The sequence below is a fragment of the Epibacterium ulvae genome (assembly GCF_018678075.1).
Lineage (GTDB): Bacteria > Pseudomonadota > Alphaproteobacteria > Rhodobacterales > Rhodobacteraceae > Epibacterium > Epibacterium ulvae_A.
In genome coordinates, this window is the sequence record NZ_JAHHIR010000035.1 from 87,647 (window position 1) to 103,490 (window position 15,844).

A 15,844-nucleotide genomic window follows, 5' to 3' on the forward strand; every position below is an offset into this window, starting at 1 on the left:
TAACACCCGGCTTGGGAATGGCCTCACCGCCGCCACAGCCCCGCGTATGAGGCAAAGGCCCCCTGCAGTTTTGACAGGCTCCGATTGGCCAGTCCCGGTTTGGGCATATCGCCGCTGGCAAGGCGGTCGACTACCACCTCCACCGGACAGGGCAAGCCGGTCTTGGGGTCAAAATAGCGCGGATAGTCGATCAAGGCCGCGTGGGCCAACCCCAACATCTTGGGCCGGGCCTTGCGAATGGTCGGCACTGTGCCCAGATCCCGGGTCAGCCCCCATCCCGCATAAAAAGGCGCGCCCAGCGTGGTCACCTTGACGCCGCGCAACAGGGCCTCAAACCCCAAAAGCGACGTCATGGTCCAGACCTCTTGCACCACATCCAGCAGGGCCATCGGATCGGCCCCATGGGCAATCACATCAGCCAGTTCCTCGGGGATGGTCACCTTGCCACTGCGCAGTCCGGCCTCAACGTCCGGATGGGGCTTATAGATGATCACCGCCTTGGGATTTCCCGCCCGAACGCGGCGCAGCAGATCCAGGTTGGTGCGGATCTTGCCGGTCCCCGTCAGGATCGAGGCATCATCTTCCACCTGCCCAGGCACCAGAATGCGGTGGCCTTCCGGCAGATCGGGCAGGGCGCCCCCAAGATTGTATTTCGACAGGCTCTCGCGCACCAGACGCATCACCAAAGCCTCGGCGCGGCGTTCTTCTTCGGGGGTCAGAACCTCGCGCGCGGCAATCATGTCTTGCAGGTCCGACGTTTGGCTGGGGTCGTAATAAATCCCCTGCCGGTCCAGAACCAGGGACAGGGGCGGCACCAGTTCGGCCCCCAATCCACGGGAGCGCAGAAACCCATCTTCCACCCGCCACGCGCCCTGATGGGCCTCGGTGGCCTTGCCAGCCCAGACCATCCAGTTCTTGCCACTGGCACGTGCGGCGTCGGGGTCGTCGGTAAAGCTCATCGCAGTGTGACGGCCAAAGAACCCCTGCAGGGGTTTGCGTTTCCACAGGCGCATCTCGGATGCCACCCACCCCGCACGGTCCTGCCGCCAGGCGCGCACCTCGGCCTCCAGAATATCAATCGCCCGGTCCAAGTCGCACAGGCGGTCCTCAAACGGGTCATACCAACAGGGATACATCATCATCGCCCCGGCAAACAGCTGCGCGCGGGTCAGTTTGCGCCAACGCCGGTCGATGGGGAATTCATCCTGCGTCAGCCCCCAGCCCGCATAAAACGGCTGGCCAAAGACGCGCGGTTTATGCCCGGTCAGGATCGCCTCAAACCCCAATTGCGATGACACGGTATAGACGGCAATCGCCCCGTCCAGCAGCGCCCAGGGGGAGACGGCGCGATCAAACAGCTCGATCCGTCCTTGCGCGTCTTTTGCGCTGAAATAGCCGGGGCGGAAGCCCGCGCGCGTCTCGGGATGGGTCTTGATCAGGATGCGCGCGCCGGGGTGTTCCTGTTGAGCAAAGACCAGCATCTCACGAAACCGGGCCAGATCGGCGTTTTCTGCATCCGGAACCGAAGCCCGGACCGAGGCATCGCCGCGCGTCTGATCCACCACCAGAACATAGCCGGGATCAGGCACTTCGGCCTCGGGGGTGAAATTGTTGTATTTGGACAGATGCAGATCGCGCAGCCGGTCGATCGATCCACGCGCACGCCGCATCATATTGCTGTCGTCCAGTGGCGCGTTGGCCAGAAACTGTTCCAGATCGCTGGGGGTGCTGGCATCAAAATGATTGCCACCTCGGTCCAGCAGCAAACCTAGCGGCGGGCTGCCAGAGCGTCCCGGCAGGACCGAGCGCAAAAAGGCATCCTCAACCCGCAGCAAGCCGACACTGTGATCCTTGGCGATGTTGCGGCCCCGATGGGCGGTGGGGGAATTGCCCCAGATACCAACCAGATCGTCGTCGCCGGGCAGCCCAAGGGTCATCTCATACCCTTTGAGCGCCAGAATACGGCGCAGCCGCGCCTGTGTCAGAAATCCGCCGTTATACACAAAAAGCCGAGTGCTGTTGCCCCCGGCTTTTGCACGGCTGACGCGCAGCCGCATGGTGTTAGCCTTCAAATGCTGTGCCGACGCTGGACAGGGATCCAACCGGGGTCACAAGAAGCGAGATCGTCTTGGTCCATTGCGAATAAGGCGCCTCGGTCACATAAAGCGTATCTTGGTCGCGGATCACAAAATCGCGCGCCATGAACAGACCGTTCGGCTCTTCGAGGTTCAGAACATAGACCAGACGCTGCGCGCCCACCAAATCGTCACGCCCCAGCACCTGGTTCGCAATCTCGGCCGGTTCGTTGCGCAAGACAAAGACGCCGGTCGGATCGGACGAGGTTGAGATCAAGCCGCCCACTTGGGCAATCGCCTCAAGCGCCGACATATCGCGGCTTTCAAAGGGCACGCGCGCTTGCGCCGCGGTGGTGCCAAGCGCGGTAAAGGTGCGGGTGTCCGCCTCCACCAGGATCTTGTCACCGCCGCGCAGAGCAATGTCCAATTGCGGATGTTCATAGAGATCCTGCAACCAGATGGTGCCGCTCTCATTGCCACGGATCAGTGAGATCTGGGCGATATCGGGTTCAATGGACACACCGCCGGCCTGGGACAACATGGTCGCCAACGTGCGGGTGGGGCGTTCAATCGGGTAAACACCCTGACCGTTTACAGCCCCTGTCAAAGAGACCGACGCGCCATCACCGGCGAGGCGACGCACCTGAACCTGCGGGTCCGGCGTCTGGCCTTCCAGCTCTGTGGTGATGGATTTGCGCAGCTGTTCGGGGGTGTTGCCCGAGGCCCGCACACGCCCGGCATAGGGCACAAAGATAAAGCCGGCACTGTCGACCTGGACTTCTTCCAATGCGGTGAATTTCGTGGCTTCGGCGGCCAGCAAACCGTCGTCCACGTTTTCCCAGATCGTCAGACCCAGAACATCGCCTGGACGGATCACATCCGACGTCAGACGTGCGGCATTGGTGAATTTCGACGAAAACCCAAGCGCGGGCACAACGGCCGTCGCACGGGTCACCCGGTCATTGACCGAAATGACAAAGGCATCGCCTTCACGTTGCACGGAACCGGCAAAGATTTGGCGTTTGCTGGGCCCAACCTTTGGCAGGCCACAAGAGGCCACAATACCAAGGGCGGCACAAAGGGCGACGCTCTTCGCCCATCCAATGGATACGGATTTCACTGCTCGGTCTCCTGACCAAAAATTGTAACTGCCTGCTTTTTTCTTGCAGGCTAGCCCAGCCAAAGAGAAAAATCCAGTCCCACAGGGTTTTAAGCGTCGTTGACCAGTCGCAACTGTTGCCGCGGTGCCGCTGTGCCCTGTTTCAGCGCATCATAGGGATCGTCGGGTGCCAGAATCAGGTCCACAACCTGCCGCAACAATTGACGCCGACCCGAACGGGAATAAAACCCGCCGGCAACCTGCGAGGTTTCCAGCAGAAAGCGGCGAAAATCGCGGTAGGCGCGCGCATCGGGGCGCGCAGGGGTTGCAAAAAAGTCCGCCAGGGGCTGTTGGGAGACAAATTCCGGCTTGTCATAGACCGCCTTGCCAAACACACGCAGCGGAATGCCGCGCCACAGGACCTGCTGACCGGCGGTGGAATTGACGGTCACGGCCGTGCGGGCCTCGTTCAAAAGCTGCGCCAACTTGCCGCCCCGCAAGTAATGCACCCTGTGCGCCACTCCGTGTTTGCGGGCGAGGTCGCGCAGGATCTTGCGCAACGGCACCCGGCCATTTTCCAGCGGATGCGCCTTGATCACCAGATGATGATGACCCGGCGCGCCTTTGGCGAATTCCGAAACCACCAGGTCCAGAAAATCCGACATCGAGGCAAAGGGAGAGTGCATCTGGAACGAGCTGTCATGTTCCAGCTGCAACAGCGCCAGGTGATAGGGAAAGCCGCCATTGCGCACGCGCCAAGTGGCCACCCGACGCTCCAGCGCTTGCAACGGCATCAGGACAAGGCGTTGCAGATACAACAGAAATTCCTTGCCCACGGTTAGTTCGCGATGGGGGCGGAAGTTCCGGTACTTCTTGTTCCAGAACATCACAAACCAATGATAGAGCGCGCCGTAGAACACATGTTGGCGCATGTCACCCCAATGGGACGGCGGCAGCGGAGCCTCCATATCAGAGCGCGCCAGCGCCTCTTGCATTTCAGGCACCGACAGCGCCATCAAGGGCGAATGCCCGTTGGAGCCACCACGTTCATAGCTGACCCAATAGGGACGCAGATAACCTTCCTCAAACACATGGACCTGTAGCCCGCGCGCTTTGGCGACCTCAACCGCTTGGGCGTGGATGGGGCGGGTGTCGCCATAGAGAACGATATCGGTGATCCCATGCTGCTCCAGCAGTCGGGCAAAGGTATCTGGCCAGGTCTCAACCGGATCGGTGAACGGGATGTAACTGGTGCGATCAGGCCAGAACGCACGGTCGCCCGCGTTAAATCCCACCCGCCAGACTTTACAGCCCGCAGCGCCCAGCATCCGCCCCAGCCGCGCAAAAAACGGCCCATGCGGTCCTTGCAGGAACAGGAAATGACGTGACGGATTGGACTGGATCATAATGGCGGCAATCGTACTCTGGTCGGTCTGCTGTTTTGGTTAATGTATTTAAATAAAAAACCTCTGGGGCGAAACTGTGTCTTTCCCAAGTTGAAGGGAGGACAAGTGGAAGGATAAGCAGGTACAGGATGCCACACTTGTCTTCAGTGCGAAAAATGCCAGAACTGTCGATATGGATTATCCTCCTTGGCTTCCCAAACCTGATCTTTCCAAACGTGGCTTAGTGCTCGCGCTCGCGCGTTGCATTCACGATGCGCATTATCGCAAAGAGCCGCATAGAACCAAGGGACATGTCTGGGTCTTTGATAATTTGAACACAGGTGACCTAGAGGGTGCTGCGCGTATTCTTCAAAAGGCGGGTTTCACTGAATTCAACGATAAGATCGGCCGATACAGTGTCTTCACATGCACCCCTGTGGATTTTGAAAATGTCGCGGATGCAATGGAAGCTGGTTGCGGTTCCCTTGAAGACTCGGAACGTGCAGTTGTTCGGTTGGCGACCGGGAACCTCAGGTCGAGTCCAGAGATTGAAGGGTTATCCGAAATGATCTTGGGCAACACCTGATCCAATGTGAACATCCTGTTTTTCGCGCGCCTTGGACCCGACTTGTGCGCCGCAGGTGACGCTAGCCCTTGCCGGTTTGGGTTGCAGGCATTACCTCTCAAATCAACACACAGGCTGCCGCGCGGGCGGTAACAGGAGAATTTGCGATGTTCACAGGCATTATCACCGATGTTGGGGAAATTACCGAGCTGGAACAGACCGGTGACCTGCGGGCGCGGATCAAGACGTCATATGACACTGCGGGCATCGACATGGGAGCCTCGATCGCGTCAAACGGGGTCTGTCTGACTGTGGTCGTACTTGGGGACGATTGGTACGACGTGCAGATCTCAGCCGAAAGCGTGGCCAAAACCAATATTGGTGATTGGGTGGTGGGCAGCCGCCTGAACCTGGAACGCGCGTTGAAGGTCGGCGATGAGCTGGGCGGTCATATCGTGTCGGGCCATGTGGACGGCGTGGCCGAGATCATCGCCATGAAAGACGAAGGCGACAGCACTCGGGTTACCTTGCGTGCCCCCGAAGAGCTGGCGAAGTTTATCGCGCCCAAAGGCTCGGTCGCGCTGAACGGCACATCGCTCACAGTGAATGAGGTCGAGGGCTGTGATTTCGGCATCAACTTCATCCCCCACACCAAAGAGGTCACCATCTGGGGCCGCGCCAAAGTGGGCGATCGCATCAATTTGGAAATCGACACGCTGGCCCGTTACGTGGCGCGTCTGGGCGCGTTCACATCATGAGCGGCGCGGGGATTGGTCATAACCAAGGCCCCTCGATGGAGCCGGGTCACCGCTGGCGCACTCACCAATGGCGCTCGGCCCAGCGACAGCTGATGCGCAAGACGATCCCCTTGATGATTGTCAAAATGCGGATGAAACGCGCGGCCGAGCTGGGAATGGACTACAAAACCTATGCCAGCATCCGTCAGACCTCGGGGCAGGATATTCTGGCGCTGATGTTTTCCTCTAATGCGCTGCGGATTATCGGGCAGGGGGCCAAGATGCCGAACGCTCAGACCCGCGCTTTGGAGACGGTGCGTGCGGCGCAAAAGCTGACACTGGTCCATGCGCCCAATACGCCGGAGGGGGTGATCGCTGCCAATCCGGTGCTGGATGCGGCGGATGTGGCGCCCAAGTTCAACGAGAACTGGAGCGCCATGCGCGACCGGGTCTCAGGCCTGATCCAGGCGCAGAAACTGCCGGGCAATACGGTTCTGGTGATCGGCGACGCACCAATGGAAAGCGAATGGAGCACCGCCGCCCGCGCAGGGGGATATCTGACGGCGGCAGAGTATTTCCACAGAGGCGCAGGCTAAAGCAAACGGGCGTGCTCCCGCGCCTTGTTCAGGCATCAAAGATGCCCGAACACAAGCCTTGGGCGTGGCAGGTCGCTTGCGCGACCTGTGCGCCGCCGTTTCATGTGCTTAAATTTCCATAAAACCCATTGAACCAAACCTGTGCGGCCCATCAGCTCTGCATGTCTTGGGCTGGTAATGACACAGGCACTGGTCTATCCCTGTGCGCAGCAGCCCCCCGCGCCTTGTGGCTTGATTCCGTTGGGCGCTTGGGGGAGACCCAAACACAGAGACTGCGCCATGAGTTATGCAACGCCCGGCCCGATTGAGGCCAAGTTGAAAGACGCCATCAGCCCCATTGAGGATATTATCGAGGATGCCCGTCAGGGTAAGATGTATATCCTGGTCGACCACGAAGATCGCGAAAACGAAGGTGATTTGATCATTGCCGGCGAATTTGCCGATGCGGATGCCGTCAATTTCATGGCCACCCATGGGCGCGGGCTGATTTGCCTGCCGATGATCGCATCGCGCATCGACGCCCTGGACTTGCCGATGATGGCAGTCAATAACTCCTCCCGCCACGAAACCGCATTCACCGTCTCCATCGAAGCGCGCGAAGGGGTCTCTACCGGGATTTCGGCCGGGGACCGTGCGCTGACCATTGCCACGGCCATCAACGAGCAAAACACCATGGCAGCCCTGGCCACACCGGGCCATGTGTTTCCGTTGCGGGCAAAACAGGGCGGGGTTCTGGTGCGGGCCGGCCATACCGAGGCCTCGGTCGATATCTCGCGCCTGGCCGGGCTGAACCCTTCGGCGGTGATCTGTGAGATCATGAAAGAAGACGGCTCCATGGCGCGTTTGCCGGATCTGGTGGAGTTCGCCGCTGTGCATAATATGAAGATCGGCACCATCTCCGATCTGATCGCCTATCGGTCGCGCAATGACAATCTGGTGGTGGAAACCAGCCAATGCACCGTCACCTCGGAATTTGGTGGTGATTGGCAGATGCGCCTGTTCACCGACCAGATCCACGGCATCGAACATGTGGTCTTGATCAAAGGTGACATCACCACGCCGGAACCGGTTCTGGTGCGCACCCACGCTCAACACGAAGCCTCGGACCTTTTGGGATTGGGGCCCAAACCTGCGGGTGAGTTGCAAACCGCGATGCGCAAAATCGCCGAGGAAGGCCGCGGCATCGTCTGTCTGTTTCGCGCGCCGCACAGTGCGCTTTACGCCGCCGAAGACGAGGGGCCGCGCACCATCAAGGAAACCGGCATGGGCGCGCAGATCCTGTCGAGCCTTGGCGTGAAGGAGCTGATTTTGCTCACTGACTCGCCGCAAACCACCTATCTTGGTCTGGACGCCTTTGACCTGGCCATCGTGGGCACCCGCCCGATTATGAAAGACGCGTGAGAGGAGAGCTGACATGGCTGGACATGAACAACATTACATTATGCCGCGCGCAGACTTCGACAAGCCGGTGAAAATCGCCATTGTTGTGTCGCCTTATTACAAGGACATTGCCGACAATCTGGTCGCTGGCGCCATGGCCGAGATCGAGGCCGCAGGCGGCACGTTTGAGGTGATCGAGATGCCCGGCGCGCTGGAAATCCCCACCGCCATCGCCATCACTGATGCGCGTTCGAATTTTGACGGATACGTGGCGCTTGGCTGTGTGATACGGGGCGAGACCACCCATTATGACACCGTCTGCAACGACAGCTCCCGCGCGATCCAACTGCTGGGTCTGCAGGGCCTGTGCATCGGCAATGGCATCCTGACCGTGGAAAACCGCCCCCAGGCCGAAGTGCGCGCAGATCCAAGCGAACAGAATAAAGGCGGCGGTGCGGCGGCTGCGGCCTTGCATCTTGTGGCGCTCACGCGTAAGTGGGGCGCCCAGACCAAGGGCGTCGGTTTCAAAGCGCCCTCCGAAGCCATCAAACTGGCTGGCGCAGACAATGGACCCACAACCGCATGACCGATACGAACTCCACAGGCGATTCCGCCAAAAAGCCGTCCAAGGCCACTGACAAACACCAGATGCGTTCGGCAGCACGGCTTTATGCGGTGCAGGCGCTGTTCCAAATGGAACACAGCAACCTGTCCTTTGATCGGGTGATTGTGGAGTTCGAAGACCACCGCTTTGGCGCCGAATATGACGGTGACGAAATGGTGGAAGGGGACCCCAAACTGTTCCGCGCGCTGATCAAAGATGCGGTCAACAACCAGGCCAAAGTCGACCAGATGACCGACCGCGCCCTGGTGGCCAAATGGCCGATCGACCGGATCGACCCTACCTTACGCGCCCTATTCCGCGCCGCCGGTGCCGAGCTGGTCGAAAGCAAAACACCGCCCAAAGTGATCATTGTGGAATTCGTCGACATCGCCCGCGCTTTCTTCCCCGAAGGCAAGGAAGCCAAATTCGTCAACGCAGTTCTCGACCACATGGCGCGCGAGGCCCGTCCCGAAGCGTTCTGAGACTGCTCTGCGATGTAATTCACGCTACATAAGTGAAAGTGACGCACCCGTTTGGGTGCGTTTTTTTGTAAAACTTCTGCTCTGCCTCTGGACCTCAGATCTGCGCATGTTACGCTTTTAAGACGTAAACGGAGGAACCCATGGTCGAGCAGCTGAAACGCGACTTTCGCATTGCAATTCTTCATATCCTTGAGGGGTTTGGCCTAGTTCAGCGCGCGCGGGTCGTCGCCCGCCGCCCAGAACGTCCGGTTGATCGCCAGATTCGAACCCGCCGCTAACTGCACTGCCTGCTATTCTTTTGGGCAGGCATGACGCTCCAGTCGGCAGATACCCGCTTGATTGTTTCCTGATCGGTATAACTGCGCCGGAAAATTTGGAAGCCGTATTTGGGATCATACTCGGATAGATACGTAGCCCACGCCGCATATCCTGCGGCGTGTTTTGCGTTTTGCAAGTCGTCGCGTTAACGCCGCGCGACGCGCAGCCAGATCGCGGTGGCATCATCGCTGACCTTAAAACGCGGGAAGCGGGCGCAGGCCTCATCTGCGCGCTCGATCTCGCGGATCTCCTGGGCCAAGGCGGCCAGCCCGTTGTCTTGCACCGCTTGCCACAGGGTCTCGGCCGTATAGGCGCCATAGTCGCTGACCAGGGAGGAGAATCCATCGCTCATGATCAGCACCTCATCGCCAATCGCAATCGGGTGTTGGCTGTATTGGGTGATGCGCGCCGCCGCCACAGGATTGGGGTTGAGGGCTGCGTGATCTGTCCCCATGCGGCGGGCGCGGCGGTCCTCAAGGACGGCACCTGACAGCTCAGGCGCTGCACCTGTGCCAATGCCCAAGGCCTGCGCGTCCGCCACTTCGGTAGACGTATCCGGCGCGCCAGTGCCCCAAACCGCGCCGTGCTGACCGCGCAACAGGATCGGACAATCCGCCGCCCAAGCACATTCGATCTGCCCGCCCACCAGTTGCACCGCGGCAAAGGCCGCCTTGGGCAGCTCCCAGGCCGCAACAGGCGCACGCGTGCGGTCGTGATCAAAACGGGCGGCGACATGGTCAAACATCTCGGTGCAGCTGCGCCGCAGATCCGCGCCGGTCGCCTGCGCAAAGCCGTGGCTTGCCGCCGTGGCCAGCCAAGCAGCACCACCTTGGTTGCCCAAAAGTCCGGGCTCGCCCAGATCGGTGGCACCATCCACAACCCAGGCCCGATCTGGCGACGATCCCACGCGATCATCATTGGGCACGCCGATTTTACCATTCAGGCTGATTGATTGGAGCGTTTCAAAATACATGGGGGCCTCGGCAGAATTCGGGAGCAAAGACCCGCATTTTTAAACCACCCCTGTAACAGGGCAAAGACAGGTTGCAACGCTTACGTCAAATGGGGTGATGCGGCGGGACCACCAGTCAACCGTGCTGCTTTGATTCCCGAGGACCTGTATATACAGGTGGGTGCCAGGTAATCAGGCCACGACCCGAACAGAGCCAGCTCCCTCGGATTTGCTTAAGGCCACCGGAATGCTGCTAATCACAAGAAGGGCAGAACCCGCCTGTGCCCTACCTATGCCCTTGCGCACTGGGAGACAAGGCCCGCTTGTCCCTCCTGCGCGCAACATCCGCGTCGTGCCGGTTCAAACATCAGCGCCTGCAACACTGTGCGCAAGGAAGCGGCTAGCTGCTGATCATGCCAGCGATCATCGCGCCCAAGGCGACCAGATGGACCAGCATCAGCGCCTTGTCGTTCCACAGGAAACCCACAACAAACCACCCCACAACCCCGACCAAGAACAGGTACAGATTCCAAGGCATCCAGCCAAACCCGGTCGCGGCATATCCCATGATTTGCACAACAGAGGCCGCCCATTTGATAATGAACACCAGTCGAGGGTTTGCGAATGTTTCTACTGTCATGACCATGCTTTCACTGTGATACGTATTTAAATATATGTGTTAAGCTGATCTCGCGACTGAGAACTTGCCTTGTCTGACAGTAGGAAAACTATTGCATTATGATCTCCCTTCCGCCTCTCAACGGGTTGCGCGCCTTTGATGCCGCGGGGCGTCGCCTCAGCTTTCGGGCGGCTGCCGATGAATTGGGCGTGACCCAGGGGGCCGTGGCCCAACATGTGCGCCATCTGGAGGCTGAACTGGGTGTGACCCTGTTTGACCGGGTGCCCAAAGGGCTGGCGCTGACCTCGGCGGGGCGCAGCTATCACCAGCAGGTGGCCGCAGCCTTTTCCGCGCTGCGTCAGGCGACCTCTGAATTGCGACCTGAACCCAACAAAGTGGTGATCAGCGTCACGCCAAGTTTTGCGTCCAAATGGCTGATCCCGAACCTTCCCGATTTTGCCGCGCAACACCCGGACATTGATCTGCGGATCATGGCCACGGAAAGCGTCTCCAGTTTTCACAGCGACGGGATTGATCTGGCCATCCGCCAAGGCACGCCGCCCTTTGGTGCCATGTTGAATGCAGATCTGTTGTTTCAACAGGATATGGTGGCCGTGGTCGCGCCGTCGCTGGTGCAAAGCTGTGCGCGTCCGATCACCGCCAATGACTTGGCGGCGCTGCCAAAAATCCACGACGCGCATGACCTGTGGCCGGCCGCCCTGGCCGAGCTGGGGATCATAGATCAAGCCAGACGGGGCCTGCGCCTTAGTCAGACCGCCCTGGCGGTGGATGCGGCACTTTCGGGGCAGGGGATTGCCTTGGTCAGCCGCTTTCTGGTCGCCGATGACATCGCCGCAGGGACGTTGCTGGAGGTCGCAAAGCTACCGAACAGTAAAACACATGACTTCTACCTGTTGTCCCCGCGCAGCTCCCACCGCAATAGCGCGATCATGGCGGTGGTCGCCTGGCTCAAAGACGCGGCGGGCCCATAAACGCAATGCGCCCGCCGTTGTGATTGTGACCTTGGACCGCGTTACGCGGTCTGGGCGTGGTTTCCGAAATACATGAATTCCTTGTCCATCCCCGAAACCTCACCCGCATTCAGCGACAGGCTGGCACTGTCGAGCATTTTATAGCTGGATTGCGATTTCACCCATTCATCGGCATCCTGCAGCGTGGTCAGCGTATAGCTGGTGGTCTCGTTCAGGTAATGGGTTGGGATGATCACCTTGGGCTTCAGGCGAGAGACGATGTCATCACCCTGACCGTAGCTCAGAATATGCTGTGAGCCGTCTACTGGCAGGGTCAGAATATCAATCTCACCAATGGCGTCCCAGAATTCCTGTGGCGGATTGTGACGGTTGTCGCCCCAGATCAACGTCCGCAACCCGCCGGTTTCAATCACATAGACCACCATATCCATGTGGCTGACATTGTTGGGCGGGCAGGCTTCGACGCCAAATTCGGCCAAGGCATTGGTCCAATTGTACCATCCCGGCGCCTCACAGGCATGTTTGTCGGCAAAACCGGTGATCTTGATATCGGCGAATTCAAAATTGCCAACCATCCGGTCCAGCACCATGGTCGACACCGGTCGGTGGATCGCGTCATGGTCGAAATGGGTGTGGGTCGACATGCAGATATCGACGGGTGTTTCGGGGAATTCATTTTTGAACCACAGCCCCCACGCGCCCGATGGGTCATCGCGCCAGGGATCAAACATCACCGTCGCCCCGCTGGGAGAGGTGAATTTCAACGCGCAGTGGCCATAAAAGTCAATCGCCAGATCGCCGTCGACGGATTGGCCGGTGGTCTTTTGCAGCTCAATCACGCCGTTGTTGTTGCCCGGCTGGGTCCAATCGGTGGACTGCGCCTGCGCTGCGGTGCTCGACAAAAGCGAGGTGGCCCCGCCAACGCCCGCCGCGCCCGCAGCCATAAAGAAGGAGCGGCGGGACAGACCCGGCGTCAGCGTGTCCTTCTCACCGTTGATCAAGGTCGGTTTGAGGTTCAGATCTTCGAGTTCCATCGTGTTTTCCCTGTGCTGCTGGCGTCCGTTTGCGCGCCATTACCTTGAGGGTAACGAGGATGGGGTGGTTCCCCTGCATGGGAAAACTTTGGAGAAACCATGGGGCAAACCCCCATGGTCACTGGATCGACAACAGTTTGCTGCGCAGATTTTGACCGCTTTTTAACAGTCCCAGCTTTTTGCGGATGTTGTTGCGGTGAAATTCAACCGTGCTTGGCTCACGCGACAGGGTGCGGGCGATATCCTTGGTCGTCTGCCCGCGCATGACCATCAGGGCGATGTCCTTTTCGGTTGGGGTCAAAACCTCGATCAAATCTGTCAGCTCTCCGGGGGCGGATTGGGTGATGGAGCGCAGGTTCTCTTCCAGCAGATCCAGATAGACGCCGGCCGTTTCATCCCCCACCAGACGCGGGCGCAGCTTTTGGAGCATCGGCGTCACCAACTCGTTGATCTGGCGCGCGATTTTACCGTCATGCTCCTCCTTTGAGGTCTCCACATTCTGCAGCAAGACCCGCAATGCGATATTGGCCTCTTCCAGTTCGGCGGTGCGGTCCGCGACTTTGCTCTCCAGCTGATCCAGGCTCTCTTGTAACTGCTGTTCCAGCTGCACACGTGCCTCGGCCTCGACCAGAAGTTTCAGATCTGCCTCAATGACACGGGCAAACTGTTTGAGCCCCTCCAGAAACATCAACGCCTTTTGATTGCATTTGGTGTCCAGCACGCAAATTGTTCCAAACACGGTGCGATCCGGCCAATAAAGCGGATAGCCCGCATAAAAGCTCATCCCATGTTCCATATCGTCATTGTCGACCCAAGCCGGATCACAGGTCGCATCCTCGACGATCAGCTCCCCCTGTTCGAGCGCGCCATTGCAATAAAGCTTCTCGTGTAGATGAAAACGCAGACCCACGACATAGGGCGTCTCCTCCGCTTCATTGGCCACAAAAACCGCGTGATGGGGCGCATGGGTGCGCATCACCAGGCTTGCAGGCACATCGGCGAGATTGGCGATCACATTCACAATGCGTTGCCAGTTTTCCACCGTCTCGTTTGGGATGTCGGGCAAACCTTGCGCCATGGCCACCGTCCGCTTTTTGTCTCAGGTGCCAGATGATTGAGTGCACGAGACAGCCAGTCGAGTAAAAACTCTGCGAGACAGGTCCGAGATCTCGAAATCAGTGGGCTGGCGATGATTTTGCGGTCATCCCCCTAAGCTCAAAACGCGTATTATCTGCCGTCTTGGCGCGCTGCAGACCAAAGTCGGGACATATAATCACCATTTTTGGTGGCCACCCTGTGACCGCATTCGCACATCATTTTTTAGAGCTCATTATGAAACAGATTTTGGCACTATTGTGCCTCTTTCCATTTGGCGTCACGCCTGCATCGGCCTTTAATTCCGATGAGGTCCTTCCTTGGTTCGAAATGTCGGTCGCCTGCGAGGCTTTGGTTGCGGTGCAAAGCAAAAAGCTTTGGTCGCAATACCCAGAAACGGCGCCGGTTAATCCAAGCGCGGATTTGCAGCAGATGGCGATCCGTCACCCCACCGAAAACCTTGTTGCCACTGCGACCGAAGTGGATGGTCGCTGGGTGCTTTGCCATGTTGCTGCGGTGCCAGCGCTTCCTGTGTCGGATGCAGAGGCTTTGATCTATGCATGGGGAAACGCGCAACGCCTTGTGATCCAGGGGCCGTCTCACGTCAGTGCGATGTTACCAAGCGTCTATCAGCCTTGGTCGGAACGGCAAAGCACGCCCGCTCGTGTGCGCTGTCATGCAGGTAGCCTTATTGCGGCGACCTTTTCCTATGGCTCGACTGCCGGCGATTTTCAGGTTGGCTCGGCCAGTGAAATGCCACCGGGTGGGGAGAATCCTTGTTCGTCTAAACCCAATCGGCGTGAAGGCCGCCGTGGTGATGCCAGCCAATAAGGGGACAGGCTTGTCTTTTGTTCCCCAATTGTTCACAGTTGACCCATGGCAGATTCCACCTATGACAGCTCCGTTTTACAACCGGGACAGCGCCTTGCACGCGGGGTCGCGCGGCATTTGCGTTCGCATGGCTTTGCCTCGATCGAGGAATTCGTGCCCACGCGAGGCTTGCGGGTGGATGTGATGGGATTGGGCCCCAAAGGGGAGATCTGGGTGGTGGAATGTAAATCCAGCCGCGCGGATTTCACCTCGGACCAGAAATGGCAGGGGTATCTGGAGTGGTGTGATCGCTACTTCTGGGCCGTGGATACCGAGTTTCCAACCGAACTGCTGCCGGATGGCACCGGTCTGATCATCGGCGATGACTATGACGCCGAAATCATCCGCATGGGGCCCGAGGACAAGCTGGCCGCTGCGCGCCGCAAAAAGCTCACCCATAAATTCGCCATGGACGCCGCCCGCCGCCTGCATGTCTTGCGTGATCCACGCCCGGGGCAGGGCGTTGATCTCTTTTCCGGCGTTGATCTCCCCGACGACATTGGGCGCTGATCCGCAGCGATGGCTTACCCGGCGACGGCGCGGGCTGCCTGGGCTGCTGCCAGGATTTCTTCGGCGATGTCTTCCGCTTCTTCGGGGTCAAAATCCATCGGAATTTCAATCCCGTCTGCTTCAATGAACAGGCGGATCATGCCTTCGTCGGTGGGCCCGATTTGCAGGTTGGCTTCGATATCGCGTTCGGTATTGATGCCCATGATGGCCTCCGGCGTGAGTGGTGGGATGAGCATTTCTGCTAGCGTGCCTCACAGGCATTTGCAAGTATTCTGCGCAACCCGCGCACTTGGGGGCGGGGGCATACCTATGTCCGGAATTGTGACGGTTTTTCGCGCTTCCAGACAAAAGTTTGTTTTCCCCCTCTTGCGCTCACCAAAAACGTGCTATAAATCGCCCCGCAGTGCCGCCTTAGCTCAGTAGGTTAGAGCGCCTGATTGTGGATCAGGAGGTCCCCCGTTCAAGCCGGGGAGGTGGTACCACTACCCTCACAAGTTTCCGAAAAATAGTGCGATAGATCAACACGTTGCC

General features: G+C 59.0%; 18 protein-coding genes and 1 tRNA gene. 11 read left to right on the forward strand and 8 right to left on the reverse strand.

All coding sequences use genetic code 11. The features are described 5' to 3' along the window. Window positions 1-23: 23 nt before the first annotated feature. From KMP13_RS09640 to KMP13_RS09650, 3 genes are all read right to left on the reverse strand, one after another. Window positions 24-2,057, reverse strand: coding sequence for a capsular polysaccharide biosynthesis protein (locus KMP13_RS09640; protein WP_215265641.1), 2,034 nt, complete (start codon window positions 2,055-2,057; stop codon window positions 24-26). A gap of 4 nt (window positions 2,058-2,061) precedes the next feature. Further along, the gene (locus KMP13_RS09645; protein ID WP_215265642.1) at window positions 2,062-3,195 is read right to left on the reverse strand and encodes a polysaccharide biosynthesis/export family protein; all 1,134 of its coding nucleotides are present in this window, start codon (window positions 3,193-3,195) and stop codon (window positions 2,062-2,064) included. Window positions 3,196-3,284: 89 nt separating this feature from the next. Continuing rightward, a complete protein-coding gene (locus KMP13_RS09650; RefSeq protein ID WP_215265643.1) occupies window positions 3,285-4,580 on the reverse strand; it encodes a capsule biosynthesis protein in 1,296 nt (431 codons plus the stop codon). A 172-nt stretch (window positions 4,581-4,752) separates the two neighbouring features. Here KMP13_RS09650 and KMP13_RS09655 point away from each other — a divergent pair, with 172 nt between their 5' ends. The 7 genes from KMP13_RS09655 (at window position 4,753) to KMP13_RS09685 (ending at window position 9,201) form a co-directional block, all read left to right on the forward strand. Then, window positions 4,753-5,145: a hypothetical protein gene (locus tag KMP13_RS09655; protein WP_215265644.1), complete on the forward strand. Its 393-nt coding sequence runs from the start codon at window positions 4,753-4,755 to the stop codon at window positions 5,143-5,145. Window positions 5,146-5,291: 146 nt separating this feature from the next. After that, window positions 5,292-5,882 carry a riboflavin synthase gene (locus tag KMP13_RS09660; protein WP_215265645.1) on the forward strand — a complete coding sequence of 197 codons (591 nt, stop codon included), beginning with the start codon at window positions 5,292-5,294 and terminating at the stop codon, window positions 5,880-5,882. Then, window positions 5,879-6,457: a hypothetical protein gene (locus KMP13_RS09665; protein WP_215265646.1), complete on the forward strand. Its 579-nt coding sequence runs from the start codon at window positions 5,879-5,881 to the stop codon at window positions 6,455-6,457. The genes KMP13_RS09660 and KMP13_RS09665 overlap by 4 nt, the downstream gene beginning before the upstream one ends. Before the next feature lie 279 nt (window positions 6,458-6,736). Next, a complete protein-coding gene (gene ribB, locus KMP13_RS09670) occupies window positions 6,737-7,858 on the forward strand; it encodes a 3,4-dihydroxy-2-butanone-4-phosphate synthase (RefSeq protein WP_215265647.1) in 1,122 nt (373 codons plus the stop codon). 13 nt (window positions 7,859-7,871) lie between these two features. Beyond that, entirely contained in the window at window positions 7,872-8,423 is a 552-nt protein-coding gene (locus KMP13_RS09675; protein WP_215265648.1) for a 6,7-dimethyl-8-ribityllumazine synthase, read from the forward strand. Next, window positions 8,420-8,923 (forward strand): transcription antitermination factor NusB, encoded by a 504-nt coding sequence (nusB, locus tag KMP13_RS09680; RefSeq protein ID WP_215265649.1) that lies wholly within the window; start codon window positions 8,420-8,422, stop codon window positions 8,921-8,923. The genes KMP13_RS09675 and nusB overlap by 4 nt, the downstream gene beginning before the upstream one ends. Window positions 8,924-9,063: 140 nt before the next feature. Further along, window positions 9,064-9,201, forward strand: a complete 138-nt coding sequence (locus tag KMP13_RS09685; protein ID WP_215265650.1) for a hypothetical protein — start codon at window positions 9,064-9,066, stop codon at window positions 9,199-9,201. A gap of 185 nt (window positions 9,202-9,386) precedes the next feature. Here the strand turns inward: KMP13_RS09685 and KMP13_RS09690 are convergent, their stop codons facing one another. Further along, the gene (locus KMP13_RS09690) at window positions 9,387-10,214 is read right to left on the reverse strand and encodes a hypothetical protein (RefSeq protein ID WP_215265651.1); all 828 of its coding nucleotides are present in this window, start codon (window positions 10,212-10,214) and stop codon (window positions 9,387-9,389) included. A gap of 379 nt (window positions 10,215-10,593) precedes the next feature. Next, a complete protein-coding gene (locus tag KMP13_RS09695) occupies window positions 10,594-10,833 on the reverse strand; it encodes a DUF6552 family protein (RefSeq protein WP_251363776.1) in 240 nt (79 codons plus the stop codon). Window positions 10,834-10,931: 98 nt separating this feature from the next. Here KMP13_RS09695 and KMP13_RS09700 point away from each other — a divergent pair, with 98 nt between their 5' ends. After that, complete coding sequence (locus tag KMP13_RS09700; protein WP_215265653.1) at window positions 10,932-11,804, forward strand: LysR substrate-binding domain-containing protein; 873 nt, start codon at window positions 10,932-10,934, stop codon at window positions 11,802-11,804. Window positions 11,805-11,845: 41 nt separating this feature from the next. Here KMP13_RS09700 and KMP13_RS09705 read toward each other — a convergent pair whose 3' ends face one another. Together KMP13_RS09705 and KMP13_RS09710 are read right to left on the reverse strand one after the other, a co-directional pair. Continuing rightward, a complete protein-coding gene (locus KMP13_RS09705) occupies window positions 11,846-12,838 on the reverse strand; it encodes an MBL fold metallo-hydrolase (RefSeq protein ID WP_215265654.1) in 993 nt (330 codons plus the stop codon). Window positions 12,839-12,956: 118 nt separating this feature from the next. Next, window positions 12,957-13,916: a helix-turn-helix transcriptional regulator gene (locus tag KMP13_RS09710; protein ID WP_215265655.1), complete on the reverse strand. Its 960-nt coding sequence runs from the start codon at window positions 13,914-13,916 to the stop codon at window positions 12,957-12,959. A gap of 254 nt (window positions 13,917-14,170) precedes the next feature. Here KMP13_RS09710 and KMP13_RS09715 point away from each other — a divergent pair, with 254 nt between their 5' ends. Beyond that, window positions 14,171-14,764 carry a hypothetical protein gene (locus KMP13_RS09715; protein ID WP_215265656.1) on the forward strand — a complete coding sequence of 198 codons (594 nt, stop codon included), beginning with the start codon at window positions 14,171-14,173 and terminating at the stop codon, window positions 14,762-14,764. Between the two features lie 45 nt (window positions 14,765-14,809). Next, window positions 14,810-15,313 (forward strand): MmcB family DNA repair protein, encoded by a 504-nt coding sequence (locus tag KMP13_RS09720; RefSeq protein ID WP_215265657.1) that lies wholly within the window; start codon window positions 14,810-14,812, stop codon window positions 15,311-15,313. Between the two features lie 14 nt (window positions 15,314-15,327). Here KMP13_RS09720 and KMP13_RS09725 read toward each other — a convergent pair whose 3' ends face one another. Next, on the reverse strand, window positions 15,328-15,516 hold the full coding sequence (locus KMP13_RS09725; RefSeq protein ID WP_215265658.1) for a DUF6324 family protein: 189 nt from the start codon (window positions 15,514-15,516) through the stop codon (window positions 15,328-15,330). A gap of 202 nt (window positions 15,517-15,718) precedes the next feature. On the opposite strand from KMP13_RS09725, the gene KMP13_RS09730 reads away from it, so the two are divergent. Next, window positions 15,719-15,795 (forward strand) — tRNA-His (locus KMP13_RS09730). Window positions 15,796-15,844: the final 49 nt, after the last annotated feature.